19 protein-coding genes are annotated in these 24098 nt (G+C 74.7%); 15 read left to right on the top strand and 4 right to left on the bottom strand.

All coding sequences use genetic code 11. The annotated features are described in order from the left end of the window. Nucleotides 1–106: 106 nt before the first annotated feature. Genes GWJ10_RS02760 through GWJ10_RS02750 form a run of 3 tightly spaced genes read left to right on the top strand, consistent with a single transcriptional unit; the run spans nt 107 to nt 3452 of the window. On the top strand, nt 107–1546 hold the full coding sequence (locus tag GWJ10_RS02760; protein ID WP_163184944.1) for an MFS transporter: 1440 nt from the start codon (nt 107–109) through the stop codon (nt 1544–1546). Further along, complete coding sequence (locus GWJ10_RS02755) at nt 1543–2679, top strand: sialidase family protein (RefSeq protein WP_163184941.1); 1137 nt, start codon at nt 1543–1545, stop codon at nt 2677–2679. Before GWJ10_RS02760 ends, GWJ10_RS02755 begins: the two co-directional genes overlap by 4 nt. Beyond that, the gene (locus tag GWJ10_RS02750; RefSeq protein WP_163184938.1) at nt 2676–3452 is read left to right on the top strand and encodes a fumarylacetoacetate hydrolase family protein; all 777 of its coding nucleotides are present in this window, start codon (nt 2676–2678) and stop codon (nt 3450–3452) included. The genes GWJ10_RS02755 and GWJ10_RS02750 overlap by 4 nt, the downstream gene beginning before the upstream one ends. Before the next feature lie 68 nt (nt 3453–3520). Here the strand turns inward: GWJ10_RS02750 and GWJ10_RS02745 are convergent, their stop codons facing one another. Both GWJ10_RS02745 and GWJ10_RS02740 read right to left on the bottom strand, forming a co-directional pair. Beyond that, nucleotides 3521–3964: a YchJ family metal-binding protein gene (locus tag GWJ10_RS02745; RefSeq protein WP_076404341.1), complete on the bottom strand. Its 444-nt coding sequence runs from the start codon at nt 3962–3964 to the stop codon at nt 3521–3523. A 135-nt stretch (nt 3965–4099) separates the two neighbouring features. Then, nucleotides 4100–5908: a carbohydrate-binding protein gene (locus GWJ10_RS02740; RefSeq protein ID WP_241005642.1), complete on the bottom strand. Its 1809-nt coding sequence runs from the start codon at nt 5906–5908 to the stop codon at nt 4100–4102. Nucleotides 5909–6019: 111 nt separating this feature from the next. On the opposite strand from GWJ10_RS02740, the gene GWJ10_RS02735 reads away from it, so the two are divergent. After that, the gene (locus tag GWJ10_RS02735) at nt 6020–6754 is read left to right on the top strand and encodes a DUF305 domain-containing protein (RefSeq protein ID WP_163184935.1); all 735 of its coding nucleotides are present in this window, start codon (nt 6020–6022) and stop codon (nt 6752–6754) included. 84 nt (nt 6755–6838) lie between these two features. Here GWJ10_RS02735 and GWJ10_RS19975 read toward each other — a convergent pair whose 3' ends face one another. Further along, entirely contained in the window at nt 6839–7819 is a 981-nt protein-coding gene (locus GWJ10_RS19975; RefSeq protein WP_163184932.1) for a glycoside hydrolase family 19 protein, read from the bottom strand. Between the two features lie 356 nt (nt 7820–8175). On the opposite strand from GWJ10_RS19975, the gene GWJ10_RS02725 reads away from it, so the two are divergent. The 11 genes from GWJ10_RS02725 (at nt 8176) to GWJ10_RS02675 (ending at nt 22989) form a co-directional block, all read left to right on the top strand. Further along, a complete protein-coding gene (locus GWJ10_RS02725) occupies nt 8176–9207 on the top strand; it encodes a LacI family DNA-binding transcriptional regulator (protein ID WP_021481797.1) in 1032 nt (343 codons plus the stop codon). After that, a complete protein-coding gene (locus GWJ10_RS02720; RefSeq protein WP_206158315.1) occupies nt 9204–10163 on the top strand; it encodes a sugar ABC transporter permease in 960 nt (319 codons plus the stop codon). Before GWJ10_RS02725 ends, GWJ10_RS02720 begins: the two co-directional genes overlap by 4 nt. Before the next feature lie 3 nt (nt 10164–10166). Continuing rightward, the gene (locus GWJ10_RS02715) at nt 10167–10994 is read left to right on the top strand and encodes a carbohydrate ABC transporter permease (protein WP_021481799.1); all 828 of its coding nucleotides are present in this window, start codon (nt 10167–10169) and stop codon (nt 10992–10994) included. A gap of 71 nt (nt 10995–11065) precedes the next feature. Beyond that, a complete protein-coding gene (locus GWJ10_RS02710) occupies nt 11066–12355 on the top strand; it encodes a sugar ABC transporter substrate-binding protein (RefSeq protein WP_163184930.1) in 1290 nt (429 codons plus the stop codon). A gap of 158 nt (nt 12356–12513) precedes the next feature. Further along, entirely contained in the window at nt 12514–13719 is a 1206-nt protein-coding gene (locus GWJ10_RS02705; RefSeq protein WP_163184927.1) for an ADP-ribosylglycohydrolase family protein, read from the top strand. Beyond that, entirely contained in the window at nt 13716–15212 is a 1497-nt protein-coding gene (locus GWJ10_RS02700) for an ADP-ribosylglycohydrolase family protein (protein WP_163184923.1), read from the top strand. The genes GWJ10_RS02705 and GWJ10_RS02700 overlap by 4 nt, the downstream gene beginning before the upstream one ends. Then, on the top strand, nt 15209–16189 hold the full coding sequence (locus GWJ10_RS02695) for a ribokinase (RefSeq protein WP_163184920.1): 981 nt from the start codon (nt 15209–15211) through the stop codon (nt 16187–16189). Before GWJ10_RS02700 ends, GWJ10_RS02695 begins: the two co-directional genes overlap by 4 nt. Before the next feature lie 53 nt (nt 16190–16242). Further along, nucleotides 16243–18297: an SUMF1/EgtB/PvdO family nonheme iron enzyme gene (locus GWJ10_RS02690; RefSeq protein ID WP_163184917.1), complete on the top strand. Its 2055-nt coding sequence runs from the start codon at nt 16243–16245 to the stop codon at nt 18295–18297. Further along, nucleotides 18294–19514, top strand: a complete 1221-nt coding sequence (locus tag GWJ10_RS02685; protein ID WP_163184914.1) for a CoA transferase — start codon at nt 18294–18296, stop codon at nt 19512–19514. Before GWJ10_RS02690 ends, GWJ10_RS02685 begins: the two co-directional genes overlap by 4 nt. Beyond that, complete coding sequence (locus GWJ10_RS02680; RefSeq protein WP_163184911.1) at nt 19511–20374, top strand: CoA ester lyase; 864 nt, start codon at nt 19511–19513, stop codon at nt 20372–20374. The genes GWJ10_RS02685 and GWJ10_RS02680 overlap by 4 nt, the downstream gene beginning before the upstream one ends. 122 nt (nt 20375–20496) lie before the next feature. Next, nucleotides 20497–22989, top strand: a complete 2493-nt coding sequence (locus tag GWJ10_RS02675; RefSeq protein ID WP_163184908.1) for an alpha/beta hydrolase-fold protein — start codon at nt 20497–20499, stop codon at nt 22987–22989. Between the two features lie 118 nt (nt 22990–23107). Here GWJ10_RS02675 and GWJ10_RS02670 read toward each other — a convergent pair whose 3' ends face one another. After that, nucleotides 23108–23758, bottom strand: a complete 651-nt coding sequence (locus GWJ10_RS02670) for a chitinase (RefSeq protein WP_163184905.1) — start codon at nt 23756–23758, stop codon at nt 23108–23110. Nucleotides 23759–24098 lie beyond the last annotated feature (340 nt).

Genomic DNA, 24098 nt, shown 5'->3' with positions numbered 1-24098 from the left:
CCCGTGGCACCCCGGACGGGTGCCGCGGGAGGGGCCCGGGCCCTCGCCGCTGAGACCCGGAGCCCCCACACTGAGATCAGCGGAACCCCGCACCGAAGGAACAACGATGTCCGTCACCGCACCCGCGGCCCCGCTCACGAGCAGGCGGTACGCCTGGAAGGTCACGCTCTCGAGCTTCGTCGGCAACACGCTCGAGTACTACGACTTCCTCGTCTACGGCACCGCCGCCGCGATCGTCTTCCCCGCCGTCTTCTTCCCGTCCGAGAGCTCGTTCGTCGCCACGCTGTCGTCCCTCGGCACGTTCGCCGTCGGGTTCCTGGCCCGCCCGCTGGGCGGCATGTTCTTCGGCCGCCGCGGCGACAAGCAGGGGCGCAAGTCCACGCTCGTCCTCACTCTCGCGATCATGGGGACCGGGACCCTGCTCATCGGCTTCCTCCCGTCCTACGACTCGATCGGTATCCTTGCGCCGGCCCTGCTCGTCGTGCTCCGGCTCGTCCAGGGCTTCGCCGTCGGCGGCGAGTGGGGCGGGTCGATGATCATCGTGCTCGAGTCCACGAACCCGCGGCACCGCGGCTTCTACACGTCGTGGCCGAACACCGGCGGCTTCTCCGCGCAGATCCTCATCACCCTCGTGTTCGCCTGGGTGTACACGCTCGACGACGCGCAGCTCCAGTCGTGGGGCTGGCGCGTGCCGTTCTGGCTCTCCGCCGTCGTGCTCGTCGTCGGCCTGTGGATGCGCCGCTCGCTCGAGGAGACGCCGGTCTTCACCGACGCCGTCGCCGGGCTCGAGAAGGAGGGTCGCAACCGCTCGCTCACCGTCGAGAACCTGGAGGCCAGCCAGGCCGCCATCCGCGAGCGCCAGGAGCGCGACGCCGCCGCGGCCGCCGAGCCCGCGCCGCAGACGCCCACCCGCGGGCCGCTCGCGAGCGTCTTCCTCGAGGACTGGCGCAACCTGCTGCGCATCGTCGGGCTGCGCTTCGCCGAGGCCCTGCCGTACTTCCTGCTCACGGTCTTCGTGCTCAGCTACGGCCCGCAGCACCTCGGCATCGAGAAGGAGAGCCTCAACACCGCGATCCTCATCATGGCGGTCCTCGCGTTCCCGGCCCACGGGATCTTCTCCTGGATCTCCGACAAGATCGGTCGCCGGCCGGTCTACTTCTTCGGGGCCCTCGTCGTGTTCGTCATGGCCTTCCCGTTCTTCGGGCTGCTCAACACGGGCAGCTTCGTGCTCATCGTGCTCGGGTACGTGCTCATGCTGAACCTCGGGCACAACGCCATCAACTCGATCCAGCCGGCGTTCTTCGCCGAGCTCTTCCCGGCGGACCGCCGCTACTCCGGCGCGGCCACCGGGCGCGAGATCGCGTCGATCGTCGCGGGCGGCCTCACGCCGTTCATCGCGACGGCTCTCGCGGGCGAGGACGGGTCGCGCTGGCAGCTCGTCGCGCTGTACGTCATGGTCGGCGCGCTCATCACGATGCTCACCGTGTGGAAGACGCCGGAGACCTTCCGGCGCGACCTCAACGTCGTCGGCGAGACCGTCCGGTGACGACGCCCGTGGAGCGCCTGCTCGTGTCGGGCGACGGCGAGGCGTGGGCCCAGTGCCACGCGTCCACCGTCGCCCGCACGGGCGGGCGCACGCTCGTGGCATGGTTCGCCGGCACCCGGGAGGGCACGCCGGACAACGCGATCTGGCTCGTCGCCGAGGAGGACGGCCTCTGGGGGGAGCCCCAGGTCGTGCTCGGCGAGGACGACGGCGTCGCGTGGTGGAACCCCGTGCTCGCCGTCGCGCCCGACGGCCGGCTCTGGCTCTTCGCCCACCGGGGCGAGCGGATCTCGCGCTGGGTGACCTGGTACCGCACGTCCACGGACCACGGCCGCACCTGGACGGCGCCGCGCGAGCTCGTGCCCGGGGACGCGAGCGGCGGTCGGGGCCCGGTGAAGAACCCGCCTGTCGTCACGCCGCACGGCGCGTGGCTCGCCCCGTCCTCGGTCGAGAGCGGGGGAGCGGACCCCGTCTGGGGCGCGCGCTTCGACCGCTCGGAGGACGCCGGGGCGAGCTGGACGCTCGCGGACGTCCCGCTCGACCGTTCGCGGCTGCGCGGGGCGGGGATCATCCAGCCGGCGCTCTGGACGGGGCGGTCGGGTCTCGTCGCCGTCTGCCGGTCGAGCGAGGGCCTCGTCTACCGGACGACGTCCGCCGACGACGGCCGCACGTGGACGGCCGCCGCACCCACGCGGCTGCCCAACAACAACTCGGGCCTCACGGCCGTCCGCCTGCCGAGCGGGCGCGTCGCCCTCGTGCACAACCCGGTCGGCGAGGAGTGGGGCGCGCGGTGCCCGCTGAGCGTCTCGGTCTCGGACGACGACGGGCTGACCTGGCACCGGGTGCTGGACCTCGAGGACGGGACCCGGGTGCCCGCCACGCTCCCGGGCGTCCCCGTGCCCGCGCTGCGGGAGGCCGGCCCGCCCAGCGGGTTCGCCGCCGGCGACACGGGGATCGTCACGGACGGACGCGGCGAGTACTCCTACCCGTCGGCGACGACCGACGGCGCGACGCTGCTCGTCGCCTATACCTGGCAGCGCCGGGGCATCGTCCTCGCGCGCGTGCCGCTGCGGCTCGTGGACCGGCCGGTCGCCGACGCGGTCACCGGCGCGACCGACCGGACCGGGTCGTCGTGAGGATCGCGCGGATCCGCACCGCGCACGGCCCGCGGGCCGCCGTGCTCGACGGCGACGCCTGGGACGTGCTCGTCGCGGACGTCCCCGAGCCCGCGACGGGTCGCGACGGCCGCCCGGCCCTGCCCGCGTCGAGCGGCGTGCGGGTCCGCGCCGACGACCCCGGCCTCGACGGCGCCCTGCTCGCGCCGTGCCGTCCGCGCGTGGTGGTCGGCATGGCCCACAACAGCGGGCCCGAGGGTCGGGCGCTGCCCCCGCAGGCGTTCCTCAAGTCGGCGCGCACGGTCGTCGGGCCGGGGGCCGTCGTCCGGCACGACCGCGCGCTGGGACGTCTGGTGGCGGAGGCGGAGGCGGCGGTCGTCGTGGGGCGGCCGTGCCGCGACCTGCGGCCCGACGACGTCCCCGGCGCGATCCTCGGCTGCACCGTCGCCGACGACCTCACGGCCGACGACCAGGTGCCGCTCGACGCGATGATGACGCGCGCGAAGAACGGCACCGGGTTCACGCCGCTCGGCCCGTGGATCGACACCGCCGCCACGCTCGACGACGCCGCGCTCGTCGTCGCGGTGGACGGGGTGGAGCGGGCGCGGTCGACCACCGCGGGGCTCTCGTACGACGTCGTCGACCAGCTCGTGTTCCTCACGCGCCACCTCGAGCTCGGCCCGGGCGACGTCGTGCTCACGGGCGCGCACCGGTCCGCCGTGCCCGTCGAGGGCGGGGTGGAGGTCGCGCTCGAGGTCGGCGGCGTCGGCACGCTGCGCCACCGCGTCGCCTGAGCGACCACGTCGTCGGAGTCACGCGTCGCCCGAGCCCACCGGGCGCCGGTGGGCCGACGCGGCGGGTCCTAGCCCTGCACCGCGCCGTCGACGTAGGACCAGCGGTCGCCCTCCCGGACGAACCGGCTCACCTCGTGGAGCCGCCCGCGGTCGGCCGGGTCGGTGCGCGAGCGGTGGTGCGCGACGAACTCCACGACCCCGGTCGTGTCGAACGGGCCGCCCGCCTCCGTGCGCACGACGTCGAGGCGGCGCCACTCGACGTCGTCGTCGAGCTCGAGGTCGGCGGGCCGGGCGGCGGCGTGCCACGTCGCGAGCAGGTAGTCGGCGTCGCCGACGGCGAACGCGCTGTAGCGCGAGCGCATGAGCGCCTCGGCCGTCGGTGCGTGCGGGCCCGGGGCGGTGCCGTCCGGGCCGGGCCGCAGCCCCGCGTGGTACCGGCCGCAGCACGACCCGTAGGTGTCGCCGGAGAGGCAGGGGCAGCGCGCGCCGTCGTCGAGCGGGTTCCCGGTCATGCGGCCGCATCCTACGGGTGGGTGTGCGGGCACGGCCCCCCGCACGACGGCGCCCGCCCACCGGGGTGGACGGGCGTCGTCGGGCTGTGCGTCACCCGGGCGCCACGCTCGGGCGCGGCGCCCGGGCGGGGCGCGTCAGTCCTGCGGGTCCCAGGGGCCCCAGCGGTCGCCGGGCGCCTGGTTCCGCGTCCACCACTTCGCGGTGTACGTCGTGCCCTCGTACGTCACGCTGTCGCCCTTGACGTAGACGCGGCTCGGCTTCCACGCGCCGACCCCGGCGGAGTCGACCCCGGCGATCTCCTCCCACGGGCCCCACGCGTCGGCACCGGGCACCTGGCCCTTCGTCCACCACTGCGCGCGCCACACGGCGCCCCCGTAGGTGACCGTGGTGCCGCCCGCGTAGGCGGTGCCCTTCGACCAGGCCGGCGGCTCGGCGTACGTCGGCTGGGCCTGCGGGTTGAACTCGTCCGTCACGACCGACTTCGCGGCGTTCGTCACCGGGTCGTCGAGCAGCAGGACGTCGAGGCCCTGCTGGATGTCGTTCGAGATGATCGCGCCGTTGTACCAGTAGGCCGACCACGAGCCGCCGAGGATCAGCCGCTCCGCGGACAGCGGGCCGCGGTCGAACCACGCGATCTCGACGGGGTTCGCCGAGTCCGTGAAGTCCCACACCGAGATGCCGCCCTGGTACCAGGCCTGGACCATGATGTCGCGGCCCGGGACGGGGATGAGCGAGCCGTTGTGCGCGACGCAGTTCTCCGTCGCGGCCTGCTCGCGCTCGATCTTGTAGTAGCTCTTGAACACGAGCTCGCCGCCCACGATGTCGTAGATGGCGTCCGCGCCCTTCTCCGGCCCGACGGTCGGGTTGCACGTCGGCGCCCCGCCGCCGCCCAGCTCGTCCGTGAAGACGACCTTGGTGCCGGCGTTGTTGAACGTCGCCGAGTGCCAGAACGCGAAGTTCGTCGTGTCCCGGACGACCTCGGTCACCACCGGGTGCGCGCGGTCGGAGATGTCGAGGAGGATGCCGTCGCCCATGCACGCGCCCGCCGCGAGGTCCTTCGACGGGTAGGTCGTGATGTCGTGGCAGCCCGACGTCGTGCTCGAGCCGTTGCCGCCCGGGTTGCCGCCGTCGGGGAAGAGGACGGGCGTCGAGACGAGCTCCGCCGCGGCGGGGTCGTCGAGCGGGATCTGCACGACCGAGATGAGGTCGTGCGGGGGCTGGCAGTCGGGGAACGCCGCGTTCGGGCTGTACGACGAGACGTAGACGAACAGCTCCTCGCCGTCCTGCGACGGCGCGAGGGAGTGCGTGTGGGAGCCGCACTGCGTCTCGACGGACGCCACGTACTCGGGCGCCGTCGGCTCGGAGATGTCGAAGACCTTGATGCCCTCCCACGAGTCCTTGATCGCGGCGCTCTGGGCGACGTTCTCGCACGAGTCGTTGCTGCGCGAGGAGTCGGTGCTGAGGACGAGCAGGTCGCCGTAGACGGAGATGTCGTTCTGGGACCCGGGGCAGACGACCTGGGCGACCTGCTGCGGGGCGGTCGGGTTCGCGACGTCGTACACGGTGAAGCCGCCGTAGTTCCCGGCGAACGCGTACCGGCCCTGGAACGCGAGGTCGGTGCTGTACTGCCCCTCGGGCGCGAAGCCGCCGTTCTTCGGGATGTTGGCGACGTGCGTGAGGTTGGGGCTGCCCGCCGTCTCCCCGGGCGCCAGGACGTCGGTGGCCTGGGCGAGGGGGGCGAGGCGCTGTGCGGGGAGGTCTGCGAGCGAGGCGGCGGCCTGGTCGGTGAGCGCCGCCACCGCCTCGGGGGAGCCGTCGGACGGCTCCGCGGCGGCGGTCGTGGCGACCGCGAGGGTCGAGACGGCGAGGGTCGCCGCCAGGGACGAGGCGAGCAGGACCCGGCTCCGGTGCCGGTGCGTCTGCCGGTGCGTTCTTCGATGCACGAGGGAAACACCTCCTTGGTAGGGTGCTGCAAATTCTGGCGGGCAAATGTGATCTGGACCACTCAAACCGGGCGGTTCGCGACGATCTTTTACACGGAGGGAACAGCGCGGGTGCAGATTTTCCCCAGCCGTAACACAGCGCGGCGCACCGCCGCGCGTGCCCTGACCTGCGGCGTCACCGCGACCGGCCTGGCGCTCGGTGCCGCGCTCGGCCTGGCCGCGTGCACGCCCGACCCGCAGCCGACGTCGACGCCGTCGAGCGTCGTCGTGCAGCCCGGGCGACCGGGGGAGGGTGCGACGACCGTCGCCCCCGACGACTACGCGGGCGCGCCCGACGAGGGCTCGTGGAACCAGGCCGACGCCGCGTTCGTCACCGGCATGATCGAGCACCACCTCCAGGCCCTCGAGATCGCCGCGCTCGCGCCCGACCGCGCCGGGTCCGACGCCGTCCGGTCGTTCGCAGAGCGCGTCACCGCCGCGCAGGGGCCCGAGGTGCACGCGCTCGCGTCGTGGCTCCAGGCGCGCGACCTCGCCGTGCCCGAGGGCGCGCAGGACGCGGGCGGGACGGGCCCGCGCGCGCCCGACGGCGCGGGGCACGACCACGGCGCCGGGGCCGCCGGGATGCTCTCCGACGAGCAGCTCGCGGCGCTCGAGGCCGCGAGCGGCCCGGAGTTCGACCGCCTCTTCCTCGAGGGGATGATCCAGCACCACGAGGGCGCCCTCGCGATGGTCGACGTCGTGCTCGTCGAGGGGGAGGACCTCTTCGCGAACGAGATGGCCGCCGAGACGGCGGCCGGCCAGGGCGGCGAGATCGACCGCATGCGGGACCTCCTCGCGCAGCTCTGACCCGTCCGTCCCGGCACAGGGCACCACGCACGACGGCGGCCCGCCCCGGGGTGGGGCGGGCCGCCGTCGTGCGTGCGGGACGGGTCAGCAGGAGAGGTTGTTGCCCGTCGTCGTGCCGAGGATCTGGGCGAACCGCTGGAACGCGGCGATGCGCGACTGCACCTGCGCAGGGTTCCCGCCGTTGCACTCCATCGTGCCGTTGATCGAGCGGATGGACTCGCCGAAGCCGGCGCCCGACACGATCGCCTGGTGCCCGGACATCGAGCCCGCGCCCGACTGCGTGTTCCAGAACCACAGGCCGGTCTTCCACGCGACCGCGGAGTTCTGCTCGACGAGGTACGGGTTGTTGAGCAGGTCGATGCCGAGCGCGTCGCCCGCGGCCTTGTAGTTGTAGTTCCAGCTCAGCTGGATCGGGCCCTTGCCGTAGTAGGCGGACTGGCCCGCCGGGCAGCCGTACGGCTTCGAGGCGTCGCAGTAGTGCGGGTAGTTCGCGGTGTTGATCTCCTTGACGTACACGAGGCCGCCGGTCTCGTGGTTGACGTTGGCGAGGAACGCCGCGGCCTCGCGCTTGGCGACCTCGGTGCCGCCCGTCGTCGCGAAGCCCGGGTAGGCGGACAGCGCGTCGACGAGGCCCTGGTACGTGTAGAACGGGTTCCGGTTGGGGAACATCTGGTAGAACTGCGCCTCGGAGACGACGAACCCGGTCGGGTTGCCGGGGTTCCCCGGGTTGCCGGGGTTCGTGCTGCCGCCGCAGGCGCCCTGGCTGCGCCAGACGCCCCACTCGCCGGTGGTGCCGGGCGTGTCGCCCTGGGTCCACCAGCCGGCCTTCCAGTTCTGGCCGCCGTGGGAGACGACGGCGCCGCCCGTGTACACGGCGCTCGCGCTCCAGGGGGCGGCGCACGTCGCGGCGTACGCCTGCTGCGCCGGGCCCGCGACGGACCACGAGAGCGCTCCCGCGAGCGCGAGGACGAGGCCGAGGAGCAGGGCGAGGGGGCGGGAGATCGGCCGGGCGGCGGCCGTCGTGGGCGCCGCGGGGGAGGACGACGCCGGGGCTCGCGTGTGCATCGGTGCACCTTTCGTCGGTGGTCGGGTCGCTTCGAGCCTGACCGCCGCGCGGCGTCGTGGACAACCCCCCTACGCGGAACCCCGTACCCGTGGGAGCCCGAGGTAGAGCCCTGGTCTGCCGAGGTAGAGCCGAAGTCGGGACCACGGCTCTACCTCGGCGGACCGGGGCTCTACCTCGCGGGACCAGGGCTCTACCTCGCGGTGGGGGACGAGCGTCCCGAGGGCGGCGGGGTTGACGTCCGGGTGGGACGGGTGCGAGAGTGTCCGCCAACCCGGAAACGTTTCCAGGGCTGTCGAGGTCGTCAGTCTGGAAACGTTTCCAGAACGACGGTCCTTCGACGACGAGGTGGACGACAGTGACGTCATCACGCGCCACGCTGATCCAGGTGGCACAGCGGGCCGGGGTCTCCCTGGCCTCGACCTCCCGTGCGCTGCACGGGACGGGCGCGAGCCCCGCGATGGTCGAGCGCGTGCGCGCCGCGGCCACCGAGCTGGGGTACAGCCCGGACGCCATCGGGCGCTCGCTGCGCCTCAAGAAGACGTTCCAGGTGGCGTTCGCCGTCGCGGACATCGGCAACCCCGTCTACGTCGAGATGATGACGGCGATCCACGAGGTGCTCGCGCCGCACGGCTACCGCGTCGTCGTCATGACGACGGGGGACACCACGCGGTCCACCGTCGAGCTCGTGCGCAGCCTGTCGAGCGGCTTCGTCGACGCCATGATCCTCAGCCCGCTGCGCACCGACGACGAGCTCGTCGAGGAGATCCGCGAGGCGCCGGTGCCCGTCGTCGTCATCGGCCGCACGCTCGCGGACCGCGGCATCGACTCGGTGTCCACGGACTCGGCGGGTGGGATCGGCGAGGCGGTGCGGCACCTGCTCGGCCTCGGCCGCCGCCGGATCGCGTTCCTCAACGGTCCCCTCGACACGACGCCCGGTGAGGCGCGCCAGCGAGGCTTCGACGCCGCGACGCGCGCCGCCGACTTCGACGCCGAGCGGGTCGAGGTCGCGCCCGCCCTCGACTTCACCGTCGCCGCGGGCCTCGCGACGACGCGCGCGCTGCTCGACGCCACGGACGACGACGCCCGCCCGGACGCGATCGTCGCGGCCAACGACCTCCTCGCCATCGGCGCCATCCGGGCCGTGCGCGAGCGGGGGCTCTCGGTCCCCGAGGACGTCGCGGTGACCGGCATGGACGACACGGAGATCGGCCGCGTGTTCCAGCCCTCCCTGACGAGCGTCTCGCTCGGCTCGACGGAGCGTGGACGCGTCGCCGCGCAGCTCGTCGTGGACCTCGTCGACGGCGACGCGGAGCCCGGGCGGCACACCGCCGTCGGGCCGCGGCTCGTGGTGCGCGAGTCGACCGCCCCTGGGGGTGGTTCCCGGTGAGCGCACCGACCCTCGCGGGCGACCCCCGTCGCGCCGCCCTGCGCCCCGACCGCGGCCCGGTGCGCCGGACCGGCGGCATGGCCCGCGCCAAGAGGCGCGAGGCGATCGCGCTCGTCATGCCGTCGCTCCTGCCGATCCTCGTGCTCAGCGTCGCGCCGCTCGTCATGGGCGTCGCCCTCGCGTTCACCGACGCGCGGCTCGTGCGCCAGCCGGACTACCAGTTCGTCGGCGTCGACAACTTCGTGCGCCTCGCGGACAACTCGTTCTTCTGGGACTCGTTCCGCATCGGCATGATCTGGGCCGTCTCGGTGACGCTGCTCCAGCTCGTCGCGGCGATGGGCCTCGCGCTCCTGCTCAACTCGGGGCTTCGGCTCCAAGGCCTGACGCGCGTGCTCGCACTCATCCCGTGGGCCATGCCGCCGGTCGTCGTGGCGATCATGTGGCAGATGATCTACTCGCCCAACGCGGGGCCGCTCAACGCGTTCCTCGGCGCCCTGGGCCTGCCGGACGACATCAACTGGCTCGCGGACTTCTCGACCGCCCTGCCCGCGGTGATCGTCGTCGGGGTGTGGGTCGGCATGCCGCAGACCACCGTGACGCTGCTCGCCGGGCTCCAGCAGATCCCGGACGAGCTCCACGAGGCCGCGGCCATGGACGGCGCGGGCGCGTGGCGCCGCTTCACCGCGGTGACGCTCCCGAGCCTGCGCCCGATCATCACCTCGATCACCTCGCTGAACTTCATCTGGAACTTCAACTCGTTCTCGCTGGTCTACGTGCTCACCGAGGGCGGGCCGGGCGGCCGGACCATGCTCCCGATGCTCTTCACGTACCTCGAGGCGTTCAAGAACCGCAACATCGGCTACGCCGCCGCGATGGGCGTCGTGCTCGTCGTCGTGGTCGTCCTCCTGCTCGCGATCTACCTGCGGTCGCAGTTCCGCTCCGAGAAGGAGAGCTGACCCGTGCGCGCACTCGTCCGCCCCGCCCAGTACGCGGCCCTGGGGTTCTACATCCTGTTCCTCGGCTTCCCGCTGCTCTGGCTGATCTCGGCCTCGCTCAAGTCCTCGGGCGAGCTCAACTCGCTCACCGTGAGCCTCATCCCGCAGGACTGGCACTGGGAGAACTACTCCCAGGCACTGGCCCGGCAGGGCCTCGTCCGCTCGGCCTGGAACAGCGCGATCGTCGCGGTCGTGTCCACGCTGCTCGTCATCGTCATCGCGCTGCCGGCGTCGTACGTGCTCGCCCGGCTGCGGGGCAAGATCCGCGCGGCGGGCGTCGGCTGGATCCTCGTGAGCCAGGTGTTCCCGGTGATCCTCATCATCCTGCCGCTGTTCCTCATCCTGCGGACCATCGGGCTCACGGACTCGCTCGTCGGCCTCACGCTCGTCCACACCACGTACACGCTGCCGTTCGCGCTGTGGATGATGCAGGGCTACGTCAGCGCGATCCCCGTGGACCTCGAGGAGGCGGGCTCCATGGACGGCGCGAGCCGGCTCACGGTCCTGCGCACCATCGTCTTCCCGCTGCTCATGCCCGGGATCGTCGCGACCGCGATGTTCAGCTTCGTGTCCTCGTGGAACGAGTTCTTCTTCGCGCTCGTGCTGCTCCAGTCGCCCGAGAACTACACGCTGCCCATCACGCTGAAGATGTTCATCGGCGGCGAGGGCAAGGTGGCGCTCGGCCCCCTCGCCGCGGGCTCCGTGCTCGCGGCCATCCCCAGCATCGTCTTCTTCTCGATCATGCAGAAGAAGCTCACCGGCGGCCTGCTCTCGGGCGCGGTGAAGGGCTGACCGTGACCCCCTCCACGCCCGGTCCCGCCCCCAGGCTCTCTCGACCCCACCCCCACCCGAAAGGTAGAACCATGAAGACTCGTGGTGCGTCCATCGCCGCATGCCTCACGATCACGACCCTGCTCGTCGCGTCCTGCTCCAGCGGGGGCGGCAGCGGGGACGACGGCGCCGACGGCGGCACGGTGACGCTGAAGTTCCAGTCGCTGTCCGACCAGCCCGCCGCGATCGAGGCGACCGAGAAGATCGTCGCCGACTGGAACGAGGCGAACCCCGACGTCCAGGTCGAGATCGTGCCCGCCGGCTGGGACGGCATCTACGACAAGCTCATCACCCAGTTCAACGGCGGCGCCGCGCCGGACATCATCCACTACGAGGCCGCGAGCATCGTGCCGTTCGCGGTCGACGGGTACCTCGCGGACCTCTCGGAGTACATGTCCGACGAGCGCCGGGACGACATCCCCGAGGGCATCCTCGACGCCGTGACGGTCGACGACCAGGTCATCGCGTACCCGACCGAGCTGCAGTCCTACATGGTCTTCGCCAACAAGACGATGCTCGACGCGGCCGGCGTCGAGATCCCCACGGGCGAGACGATGACCTGGGACGAGCTGCGGCAGATCGCGCAGGCCACGACGAAGGACGGCGCGTACGGGCTCGGGTGGGGGCTCGCGAGCCCGACGGCCGCGTTCATGGCGATGGCCCCCGGCTTCGGCGGCGAGTACTTCGAGGGCACGGGCGCGGACGCGAGCATCACCATCGGCGAGGGCGAGATTGCCCTGCCGGAGCTCGTCGACACGATGGCGCACACCGACGGCACGGTGCTGCCGGTGACCCTCACGCAGTCCGGGTCGGAGACGCTCGCGTCGTTCTACGCGGGGCAGGTCGCGATGACGATCCAGGGTTCGTTCCAGGCCGCGAACATCGCGAACGACGCGCCCGAGGGCTTCGACTGGGTCGTGCTGCCCCCGCTCGAGGGCCCCGACGGCGCCGAGCAGGCCGCGAACCCGCAGACGCTCTCGGTGAACATCGACTCCGAGCACGTCGAGGAGTCCGCGGAGTTCATCGAGTTCTTCACGCAGACGGAGAACCTCGCCGCGCTCAACGAGGCGGACGCGCTCATCCCCGCGACGACGTCGGCCCAGGAGGCCATGGCGGAGTCGCTCGGCGACGAGAACGGCTGGTCGACGATCCTCTCCTCCGGCCAGTACCTCACCTCGGCGCCGTACCTGTTCGTCGACGCGTACGCGCAGTGGAAGGACACCGTCGCGACGCCCGCGTACCAGAAGTTCCTCGCCCAGGAGATCGACGCCGACCAGCTCGCGACCGAGCTCGAGTCGGGCTGGGCCGAGATCACCAAGTAGCACTCTCGGTCGCTCGCCGCGGCACCGCGTCACGGGTCGCGGCGAGCACCGAGCAGCAGCGGCCGGGCGGCCGCGCACACGACCGCCCGGCCGGGAACCGCGACCCGCACGGGTCGCACCGGCGCGAGGCGCCGAGACGGATCGACAGGGAGTGGATCGTGACCTGGCTGGACGACCGAGCGGTGGCAGTGATCACCGGAGCGGCGGTGGGGGACGCGCTGGGAGGCGCCACGGAGGGCTGGACGCCCGAGCAGATCGAGGAGCGCCACGGCGGCCGCGTGACGGGGATCGTGGAGCCCTGGTACCCGAACTGGCAGGACGCGCGTCCGATCGCGCCCTACCACAAGGGTGACGGGCACATCACGGACGACACCCTCATGACGCGCGCGCTCGTGGAGGTGTACGCGAAGCGCCGCGAGCACCTCGACGCGTACGCGATGGCCGAGGACCTCGTGCCCCTCATGATCGGCGAGCCGCGCTGGATCCCCGAGCTCGAGTCCACGGCCCTGCTGCTCCAGCGCGTTTTCCTCGCGGAGAAGTGGATCGTCGCGCGCCTGCACTACGGGCACGTCGACCCGCGCGAGGCCGGGGTCGGGAACGTCGTCAACTGCGGCGCCGCGATGTACGTCGCGCCCGTCGGGCTCGCGAACGCGGGCGACCCGCGCGGCGCGTACGCCGAGGCGATCGACCTCACCGGAGCGCACCAGTCGAGCTACGGCCGCGAGGCCGCGGGCGTGTTCGCGGCCATGGTCGCCGCGTCCGTCGCGCCGGGGGCCACGGTCGACGACGTCGTGCACGCCGCGCTCGACGTCGCGCACGACGGCACGGCCGCCGCGCTCCAGGCCGTCGTCGAGGCGTTCGACGGCTGGACGACGGCGCCCACCACCGACGAGGAGGAGCGCGCCCTCGCGCGGCTGATCCGCGACACGGTCGCGCCGTTCGACTCCGTCGGGCCCGCGTACCGGCAGATGTCGATGGACGCGCGACGCCCGTCGCGCACCAAGTCCATCGAGGAGCTGCCCGCGGCGCTCGGCTTCGTGCTCGGGCACCGCGGCGACTTCCGCGGCGCGGTCCTCGGCGCCGTGAACTACGGCCGCGACGCCGACTCGATCGCCGTGATGGCCGGCGCGGTGTGCGCGGGCCTCGGCGGGACCGCCGTCGTGCCGGACGAGTGGCTCGACGCGATCGAGGAGGCGAGCCGCATGGACGTCCGGGAGACCGGGCGGCTCATGGCGTCCGCCGCGCAGGACATCCTGCGGGCCGACCGCGAGCGCGCGACCGCCCGCCTGCGCGCGCTCGCCGAGCTCGGCAGCGCGCCCGTCGACGGCGCGGCCCTCGCCGCGCGGGCGGGTGACCCGGCGTGAGGCTGACCTGGGCCCAGCCCGAGGACCTGCTCGCGCACGAGCTCGTCCAGGCCGCGGCGGAGGGCAAGGACCCCGCGGCGCTCGCGGACGTGCGCGAGCGCTGGGCCGCCGCGGGCGGGGACCCCGTCCCCGCGGTGAGCGGGGCCGGTCCCGTCCCCGCGACCCCGGAGCTGCGCGCGCTCGCGCGCGACCTGCTCGTGGAGCTCGACGCGCTGCCCGCGGCGCCCGCGCCGCACGAGCCCGACGACTGGGACGCGATCCTCGCCACGCTCCCGGCGGCGCCCGGCCTGCCCACCCGCCCGGGCGCCGTCGGGTCCTCCGCCGGCATCGCGGCCGGTGCGCCGAGCGGAACCGCCGCCGCCGACGCCGCGTACGCGGAGCGCGTGCTCGGCGCGTGGACCGGGCGCGCGGCGGGCTGCCTGCTCGGCAAGCCGGTGGAGAAGATCCCGCGCGCCGGGATCGAGGAGATCCTGCGCGCCACGGGCCGGTGGCCGTTGGACCGCTGGTTCACCGCCGTCGGGCTGCCCGACGACGTCGCCGCGCGCTGGCCGTGGAACCGGCGCAGCGCCCCGACGTCGCTCGAGGAGAACATCGACGGGATGCCCGAGGACGACGACCTCAACTACCCGATCCTCGCGCTCGCCCTGCTGGAGCGGCACGGTCGCGGCTTCACGACGGACGACGTCGCGCAGCTCTGGCTCGACGCGCTGCCCGCGGGCCGGGTGTTCACGGCCGAGCGCGCCGCGTACCGCAACATCCTCGACGCGCGGCCGGTGCCGGAGACGGCGACGCACCACAACCCGTTCCGGGAGTGGATCGGCGCGCTCATCCGCACGGACGTGCTCGGCTGGGTCTCGCCCGGCGACGTGCGCGAGGCCGCGCGCCTCGCGTGGACGGACGCGCGCCTGAGCCACACGCGCAACGGCGTGTACGGCGCGATGTGGGCGGCCGCGCTCGCGTCGGCGGCGATGGTCTGCGAGACGGTGGACGAGGTGCTCGACGCGGCGGACGCCGTCGTGCCGCCGGGCAGCCGCCTGGCCGCGGCGATCCGGCTCGGGCGGGACGCGGGCCGCGACGGCGACGCGTCCGAGGCGGGCGTGCGCGCCGGGCTCGACACGATCCACGCCGTCTACGGCGACCTGCACTGGGTGCACGTGCTCAACAACGCCGCGGTGATCGCCTACGCGCTCACCGCGGGGCGCGGCGCGGACGGCCGCGGCGACTTCGGCGCGAGCGTCGCGATCGCCGTCACCGCGGGCTGGGACACCGACTCCGCGGGGGCGACGGTCGGCGGCGTGGTGGGTGCGCTGCAGGGCGTCGAGGGCATCGGCCAGCGGTGGACGCGCCCGCTCGACGGCCACATCGCGACCTCGCTGCCCGGCGGCGAGCAGAGGATCGTGGACCTCGCGGCGCGGACGGTCGCGCTCGCGACGGTCCCGGTCGTGGTGGCCGGGGGAGCCGTGCAGGGTCCCACGGAGGAGGCACAGGCATGAGCACGACGGCGGACGGGGAGCAGGGCGCCACGGTCCCGGGCGGGTCGGGACGGGTCGTGGTGGTCGGGTCGGCGAACGTCGACCTCGTCGTCGACGTGCCGCGGCACCCCGGCGGCGGCGAGACCATCCTCGGCGGCGAGCTGCGGCGCAACCCCGGCGGCAAGGGCGCGAACCAGGCGGTCGGCGCGGCGCGAGCGGGCGGTGCCGGCACGACGTTCGTCGGCGCGCTCGGGCACGACGACGCGGCGGACCTGCTGCTCGCGTCGCTCGACCGCGGCGGGGTGCGGACCGACCTCGTCGAGCGCGTGGACGCCGCGACGGGCACCGCGCTCATCACCGTCTCGCCCGACGGCGAGAACGCGATCGTCGTGGCGCCCGGGGCGAACTCGTACGTGACGGTCGGCGCGGCGCAGGCCGAGCGGATCGCCGCCGCGGACGTCGTGCTCGCGCAGCTCGAGATCCCGCTCGACGTCGTCCGTGCCGCCGCCGCGGCGCGCCGACCGGGCGCGCTGCTGGTCCTCAACGCGGCGCCGTCGCGCGACCTGCCCGACGACGTGTGGGCCGCGCTCGACGTGCTCGTCGTCAATGAGCACGAGGCGGCGGACCTGGCGGGCGCCTCCGGCGACGCCGACCCGAGCGCGCTCGCGGGGCTGCTGCTGGAGCGCGTGCCGGCCGTCGTCGTGACGCTGGGCGGAGAGGGCAGCCTCGTCGCGGAGCGCCGCCCGGCCGGGCCCCTGCTCACGACCGTCCCCGCGATCGCCGTCGAGGCGGTCGACACCACCGGCGCGGGCGACACGTTCTGCGGCGTCCTCGCCGCGGCGCTCGCGCGCGGCGCGGACCTGCCCGACGCCGCGCGGCTCGCCGCCGCCGCGGGCGCGCTCGCCGTGACCCGGCCCGGCGCGCAGGACGCCGTGCCCGACGCGGCGGACGTCGTCGCGCTCGCCGAGCACGCCGCGAACCCCGACCGACCGACCTGAGCCCGTCCGCAGCACGTCCGAGCGCGGGCCCGGCCCGCCGAGGGAAAGGCACCATGACCTACACGTTCGACCCGCTGGTCCCGCGCCCGATCGACCTGCCGACCGAGGTCGCGCTCGACGGGCCGCTCACGCCCGAGCAGTCCCTCGCGCTCGACGAGGCGAAGATCTTCGTCGGCCCGGCCGACCCCGCCGACCGCCCGGCCTGGCGCGAGCGCCTCGCCGCGTGGCGCGACGACGCGCGCCGCCGCCACGGGTACACGGGCGCGGCGTACGACCGCCCGGCCGCGGCGTGGGCCGCGGGGTGCTCGACGGTCGCGCAGGTGTGGCTCTGGGACGAGCTGCTGTACTCCTTCGAGGAGCACCGGTTCACGCCGGAGCGGTTCCTCGCCGACGCGCGCGAGCGGTTCGGCGGCCTCGACGCCGTCGTGCTGTGGCACGCGTACCCCGTCATCGGGATCGACGACCGCAACCAGTGGGACTTCTACCGCGACGTCCCGGGGATCGTCGACCTCGTGCGGACCTTCCGCGACGCGGGCCTGCACGTGTTCGTCGACTACAACCCGTGGGACGTCGGCACGCGCCGCGGCGACGACGACCTCACCGAGCTCGCCGCCGTCGTGCGCGACCTCGGCGCCGACGGCGTCTTCCTCGACACGCTGAAGAAGGCCGAGCCGGAGCTCGTGGCGCGGCTCGAGGCCGCGCGCCCGGGCATCGTCCTGGAGGGCGAGTCCAAGCTCCCGGTCGAGCGCATCGCGGACCACTCGTCCTCGTGGGCGCAGTTCTTCGCAGACTCGCCCGTGCCCGGCGTGCTGCGCGCGCACTGGTACGAGCGCCGGCACATGCAGCACCACGTGCGCCGCTGGCACCGCGACCACTCCGAGGAGCTCCAGTCCGCGTGGCTCAACGGCGTGGGCGTCATGGTGTGGGAGGTCGTGTTCGGCGTCTGGGTCGGCTGGTCGCGGCGCGACGCCGCGACCGTGACGCGCCTGGTCACGGTCCAGCGCGCGGCGCGTCCGCTGCTGCTCGACGGGGAGTGGACGCCGCTGGCCGAGCTCGCGCCCGAGGCCGAGGCCGCCGGGGTCTACGCGTCGCGCTGGGAGCTCGACGGCGTGACCCTGTGGACGCTCGTCAACCGCGGCGAGACGGACCACGACGGCCCGCTGCTCCCGGACGGCACGCCCGGGCGCGTGCCCGGCCGCGGCATCGCCGCGGTGCTGCACGTGGCCGACGGCGCTGCCTTGCCCGCGTGGCTGCCGCACCTGCGCGACGTGGTCGCCTCGCTCGACGAGACCGCGCCGCACGACCCCGACGCGCGGTTCCCGCACCGGCTCGCGCGGCGCCTCGACGCCTCCGTCCCCACGTCCGTTCCGACCGGAGGGACGGACCCGGCCGGGCCGGGGGCCGTCGTCGGGCAGGACGCCGCCCGGGCGACGGGCGCGCCCGGGGCGGGCGCCGTCGTCGTGCCCGCGGGACCGTACGTGCTGACCGTCCGGTACCGCGCGCGCGAGACCGGGATGTACCAGGGCGCGCCGTACGTGGACGAGTGGAAGCCGCTCCCGCCGCGCCTGCACGACGCGCGGACCCTCCAGCGCGACGGCGAGCTCGCCGCCCCGGTGGCGGTGGGCCGCGACGTGACGAACGCGGAGTTCGCGGAGTTCCTCGCGGCCACGGGCTACGTGCCCGCCGTCGCGCACCGCTTCCTCGCGCACTGGGTCGACGGCCGTCCCGTGCCCGGCACGGAGGACGAGCCCGTGACGTTCGTCGATCTCGACGACGCGCGCGCGTTCTGCGCGTGGCGCGGCGGGCGCCTGCCCACCGAGGACGAGTGGCAGCTCGCGGCCGAGCAGCCCGGCTGGACGCGCGGCGAGCCTGCCGTGTGGAGCTGGACGGGTTCCGAGCACTCCGACGGCCGCACGCGGTTCGTCATGCTCAAGGGCGGCAGCGACCACCGCGCCGAGGGCTCCGACTGGTACGTCGAGGGCGGGCGCCACGCGGCGGACTACGCGGTCAAGCTCCTCGTCCCCGGCCTGGGGCTCGCGCGCGGCGCGACCGTCGGGTTCCGCTGCGCGTGGGACCTCGCCGACGACGCGACGGGGGTGACGGCATGACGGACGCACCGCGCGTCTCGCGCGACCCCGCCGTCGGCGCGCTCGCGGGCCTGCGCGTCGTCGACGCGTCGACGCTGTTCGCCGGGCCCATGGCGGCGATGCACCTCGGCGACCTGGGCGCCGACGTCGTCAAGGTCGAGCACCCCACGAAGCCCGACCCGTCGCGCACGCACGGCGCCGCGAAGGACGGCGTGAACCTGTGGTGGAAGACGCTCGGGCGCAACAAGCGCACCGTCACCGCGAACCTGGGGAGCGACGGTGGCCGCGAGGTGTTCCTCGCGCTCGTCGCCGAGGCGGACGTCGTCGTCGAGAACTTCCGGCCCGGCACGCTCGAGCGCTGGGGCCTCGGCTACGACGAGCTGTCCGCGCGCAACCCGCGGCTCGTGCTCGCGCGCGTGAGCGGGTTCGGGCAGGTCGGGCCGTACCGCACCCGCCCCGGGTTCGGCACGCTCGCCGAGGCGATGAGCGGGTTCGCCGCGATGACCGGCGAGCCCGACGGCCCGCCGACCCTCCCGCCGTTCGGGCTCGCCGACGGCGTCGCGTCGCTCGCGACGGCGTTCGCCGTCATGGTGGCGCTGTCCACGCGCGAGCGCACCGGGCACGGGCAGGTCGTCGACACGGCGATCATCGAGCCCATCCTCGCGATGCTCGGGCCGCAGATCACGCGCTGGGACCAGCTCCGCACCGTGCAGCCGCGCACCGGCAACCGGTCCGCGAACAACGCGCCGCGCAACACCTACCGCACGCGCGACGGGCAGTGGGTCGCGGTGTCGACGTCGGCGCAGTCCATCGCCGAGCGCGTCATGCGCCTCGTGGGTCGCCCCGAGATCGTCGTCGAGCCGTGGTTCGCTAGCGGCGTCGAGCGCGCGCAGCACGCCGACCTGCTCGACGAGGCCGTCGGCGGCTGGATCGCGCAGCGCACGCGCGACGAGGTCGTCGCCGCGTTCGAGGAGGCGCAGGCCGCCGTCGCGCCGATCTACGACGCCCAGGACATCGTCGACGACCCGCAGTTCCGCGCGCTCGGCACGATCCACGAGATCGAGGACCCCGAGCTCGGGCCGATGCTCATGCAGGGCCCGCTGTTCCGCATGTCCGAGAACGACGGCGTCATCCGCTTCACCGGCCGGGCGCACGGCGCCGACACCGACGCCGTGCTGGGCGAGCTCGGGTTCTCGCCCGAGCGCGTCGCGGAGCTCCGGGCCGAGGGGGCGGTGTGACGGGCCGGGGCGACCGGCCGGGCGCCGCGCCGCCGCTGACGCTGCTGTACGTGCCCGCGGACCGGCCCGACCGGGTGGCCAAGGCGCTCGGGTCCGCGGCCGACGTCGTGCTCGTGGACCTCGAGGACGCCGTCGCGCCGGCGCGCAAGGACGAGGCGCGGGCGCACGCCGTCGCGCTGCTCGACGACGCGGCCGCCGCGCGCGGGGTCCAGGTGCGGGTCAACCACCCCGCGACGCCGTGGCACGCCGCCGACGTCGCGGCCCTCGCGGGCATGCCGCTCGCCGTCGGGGCGCGCGCGCCGAAGGTCGAGTCCGCCGACGAGGTGCGCGCGCTCGCGGCGGCGCTCCCCGGGCGGGCGCTGCACCTGCTGGTCGAGTCGGCCCTCGGCGTCGAGCGCGCGTTCGAGCTCGCGACGGCGTCGCCGCAGGTCGCGTCCCTCGGGCTCGGCGAGGCCGACCTCCGCTCCGACCTGCGGGTCGACGACGAGGCCGGGCTCGCGTGGGCGCGCAGCCGGGTCGTCGTCGCGGCCCGGGCGGCGGGGCTCCCGTCGCCCGCGATGTCCGCGTTCACGCACGTGCGCGACCTCGACGGGCTCGCGGCGTCGTGCCGCGCGGGGCGGGCGCTCGGCTTCTGCGGCCGCACCGCGATCCACCCCGCGCAGCTCGACACCATCCGCGCCGCGTTCCTCCCGACCCCGGACGAGGTGGACCGCGCGCGCGAGGTCGTCGAGCGCGTCGGCGACGCGGCGGCGTCGGGCACGGGCGTCGTGGCGCTCGCCGACGGCACGTTCCTCGACGTCGCGATGGTCGAGCGCGCGCGCACGGTCCTCGCGCTGGCGGACCGCCGCCCACGCCACTGACGACCGCCGAGCACGGGATCTGCGACCGGATTCCCCCGAGGACGGTCGCCAACCCCGTGGTCGGCGGGTGGGGGGTGGGGGATAGGGGGGCAGTCATCACCGGATCTCGACGAGGAGAGACCATGGACGCAGCACGACGGCCGCACCGGCGGCCCGGGAGGACGGCGGCGCTCGCCGCGCTGGCGGTGAGCGCGACGATCGGCGGGTCGGCGCTCGCGCTGCCCGCGACCGCCGCGGAGCAGGGCACGGTCGAGACGGGGCGGGTCGCGGACTCCGCGGCCGGACCGATCGACTACACGGTCTACCTGCCGCCCGGCTACGACGACGCCGCGCAGGAGTACCCGACGCTCTACCTGCTGCACGGCCGCGGCGACACGCAGGCCGCGTGGCAGCAGGTCACGGGCGACCTCGACGAGCTCATCGGGGCGGGCGAGATCCAGCCGATGGTCGTCGTCATGCCCGACGCGCCGTGGAACGACCGCGGCTCCTGGTACACGGACTCGCTGTACACCGGGGACGCGACGGGCGCCGGGGCCGGCACCGCCGTCGAGACGGCGTTCACGCGTGACCTCGTCGAGCACGTCGACGCGACGTACCGCACGGTCGAGGACCGCGAGGCGCGCGCCGTCGGCGGCTACTCCATGGGCGGCGCGGGCGCGCTGCGGTTCACGCTCGCCCACCAGGACACGTTCTCCGCGGGCATCGTGCTGAGCCCCGCCGTCTACGTGCCGCAGCCGCCCGCGGACTCCTCGGCCCGCGACCACGGCGGCTACGGCGTCGGGACCGCGCCGTTCGACGCCGACCGGTACACGGAGCTGTCCTACCCGACGGCGCTCGCGGCGCTCGACCCGGCACTCCCGGTGCACCTGTTCGTCGCCGTCGGCGACGACGAGTGGGCCAACCCCGACCCGGCCGAGGCCACGCACGACATCGACTTCGAGTCCGCGCGCCTCTACAACCAGGCGCGCCGCGTCCCGGGCGTGACGGCCGAGCTGCGCGTGCTCGACGGCGGCCACGACTGGGACGTCTGGCGGCCCGCGTTCCGCGAGGGGGTCGTCGACGTCTCGGCGCGCCTGCGCACCACGCCCGCCGCGTCGTGGGACGCCGAGCTCCTCGGCTCGGCGGGCGACGACCGCGCGGGCGGGGTCGCGGCCCTGCCCGACGGCGGCACCGCCGTCGCGCTCAACCTCGCCGGCGCGTGGGACGGGTACGAGCCCGCGGGCGGGCTCGACACGGTCGTCGTGCGGCGCGACGCCGACGGTGCCGAGGTCTGGCGGCACCCGGTTGCGACGGCCGCGGACGACCGCGCGTACGGCGTCGTGCCGGGCGCCGACGGCGGCGTGCTCGTCGCCGGGTACACCAAGGGCGACCTCGACGGCGCCCACGCGGGCACGACGCGCGACGACGGGTTCGTCGCGGCCGTCACCGCCGACGGCGAGCGCGCCTGGACGCTGCAGACCGGCGACCCCGCCGCGGCCGACCGCTTCTACGCCGTCGCGCCCGACGGCGCGGGCGGCGCCTACGTCGCCGGGTACACGAGCGGTGCCGTGGGCGACGCGCCGAGCGCCGGGGACAAGGACGCGCTGGTCGGGCGGGTCTCCGCGGCGGGCGAGCTGCTGTGGCTGCGCCAGGTGGGCGGGCCCGGCGAGGACAAGGCGCTCGCGATCGCAGCCTCGCCCGACGGCGCGGTGTACGTGGGCGGGGTGTCGGGCGGCGGGATGCCCGGGGCCGAGCGTGCGGGCGCGAACGACGGCTGGGTCGCGCGCTACGGCGCGGACGGCGAGCAGGAGTGGCTGCGCGCCGTCGCGACGGGCGAGAACGACCAGGTCAACGGCCTCGTGGCGCGCTCGGACGGGTCGGTCGTCGCCGTCGGGCACACGCGCGGAGCGCTCGGCGAGGGCGGCAACCTCGGGGACAACGACGTCGTCGTGCGCGCCCTCGACACCGCGGGCGAGGTCCTGTGGACGACGCAGGCCGGGACGTCGACCGACGACCGCGGCGTGACGGGCGTGCTCGGTGCCGACGACGCGGTGCTCGTCGTCGGCACGACGTACGGCGCGCTGGGCACGGCCGTCGGCGGGGTCGACGTCGTGACGTTCCCCGTCGCGGCCGACGGCACCCCGGGCGAGGCGACGCAGACCGGGTCGCGCGAGCGCGACGGCGCCGACGAGTGGGACGACGCGAACCTGTTCGCGGCCCCGGCACCCGCCGCCGACGGCCGCGACGGCGCGGCGCTGCTCACCGGGCTCACGTACGGCGCCCCCGCGGGCACGACGAACGCGGGCGCCGCCGACGTGTTCGTGGCCCGGACGCCGTGGGACGCCGTCGTGCCCGACGGCGGGGCTGCCGGCCCGGCGCTCGACGTCACCGCCGAGGCGCGGTGCCTCGCGGGCAAGGCCTACGTCGCCGTGCGCGCGACGAGCACCGGCGACGCGCCCGTCGACGTCGCGCTCGCGACGCCGTACGGCACGCACGTCGTCGCGGACGTCGCCCCGGGCGCGTCGGCCTACCGGTCGTTCGCCGTCCGCGCCACGACCGTCCCCGCGGGCGAGGCGACCGCGACGGTGGACGGCCGCGCCGCCGTCGTCTCGTACGCCGCCCTCACCTGCCCCTGACCCTGACCCTGCCGCCGCCCCCGAACGCAGTCGAGCACGGGGTCGGCGACCGTTTCCTCGGGATTTCGGTCGCTGACCCCGTGCTCGGCGGCGGTGGTGGGGGTGGGGAGGGGTCGGGTCAGCAGGTGAGGTGGTCGCCCGTCGTCGTTCCGACGATCTCGACGTAGTGGCGGAAGAGGCGAACGCGGTTGTTCATCTGGCGGGGGTTGCCGCCCTCGCACTCGAGCGGGCCGTTGATGGACCGGATGGTCTCGGCGAAGCCGTGCTCGCCGACGATCGCGTCGTGGCACGTCATCGAGGCCGTGCCGGGCTGGGTGTTCCAGTACCAGAGGGCCGTCTGCCACGCGACGGTCGGGTCCTGCTCGACGAGCCACGGGTCGGCGAGGAGGTCGATCCCCAGCGCCTCCCCGGCCGCCCGGTAGTTGAAGTTCCAGCTGAGCTGGAGCGGGCCGCGGCCGTAGTAGGCGTCCTGGCCGGCGGGGCACCCGTACGGCCGCGCGGGGTCGCAGTAGTGCGGGTAGTTCGCGGTGTTGACCTCGACGACGTGCTCCAGCCCGTGCGTCTCGTGGCTCACCTGCGCGAGGAACGCCGCGGCCTCGCGCCGGGCCACGCGGTCGCCGCCCGACGTCGCGAACGCGGGGTACGCGACCGTCGCCGCGACGAGCCCGGCGTACGTGTAGAACGGGTTCCGCTCCGGGAACATCGCGTCGAACTGCTGCTCGGTCACCACGAACGTCGTCGGTGCGGTGGTGGTCGTCGGGTCGGTCACGGGGTCCCCCCTCGTCGGCGGCGGGCCGCGACGCCGCGGCCGCCGCCCACCCTACGGGAATCGTGAGGACACCTGCGTAACCGGTGAACCAGCCTCGATCAAGCCACCGAGCCGCCCACCGAGACGCCCACGACGCAGCCGAGCACGGGGTCGGCGACCGGATCGGTGCGGATCCGGTCGCCGTCCCCGTGCTCGACGGGCCGCTCACGCCCGAGCAGTCCCTCGCGCTCGACGAGGCGAAGATCTTCGTCGGCCCGGCCGACCCCGCCGACCGCCCGGCCTGGCGCGAGCGCCTCGCCGCGTGGCGCGACGACACGCGCCGCCGCCACGGGTACACGGG

Origin of the sequence: Cellulosimicrobium sp. SL-1, assembly GCF_011033075.1 — a bacterium.
GTDB classification, from domain to species: Bacteria; Actinomycetota; Actinomycetes; order Actinomycetales; family Cellulomonadaceae; genus Cellulosimicrobium; species Cellulosimicrobium funkei.
This window is presented reverse-complemented; position numbering and strand designations above follow the sequence as displayed.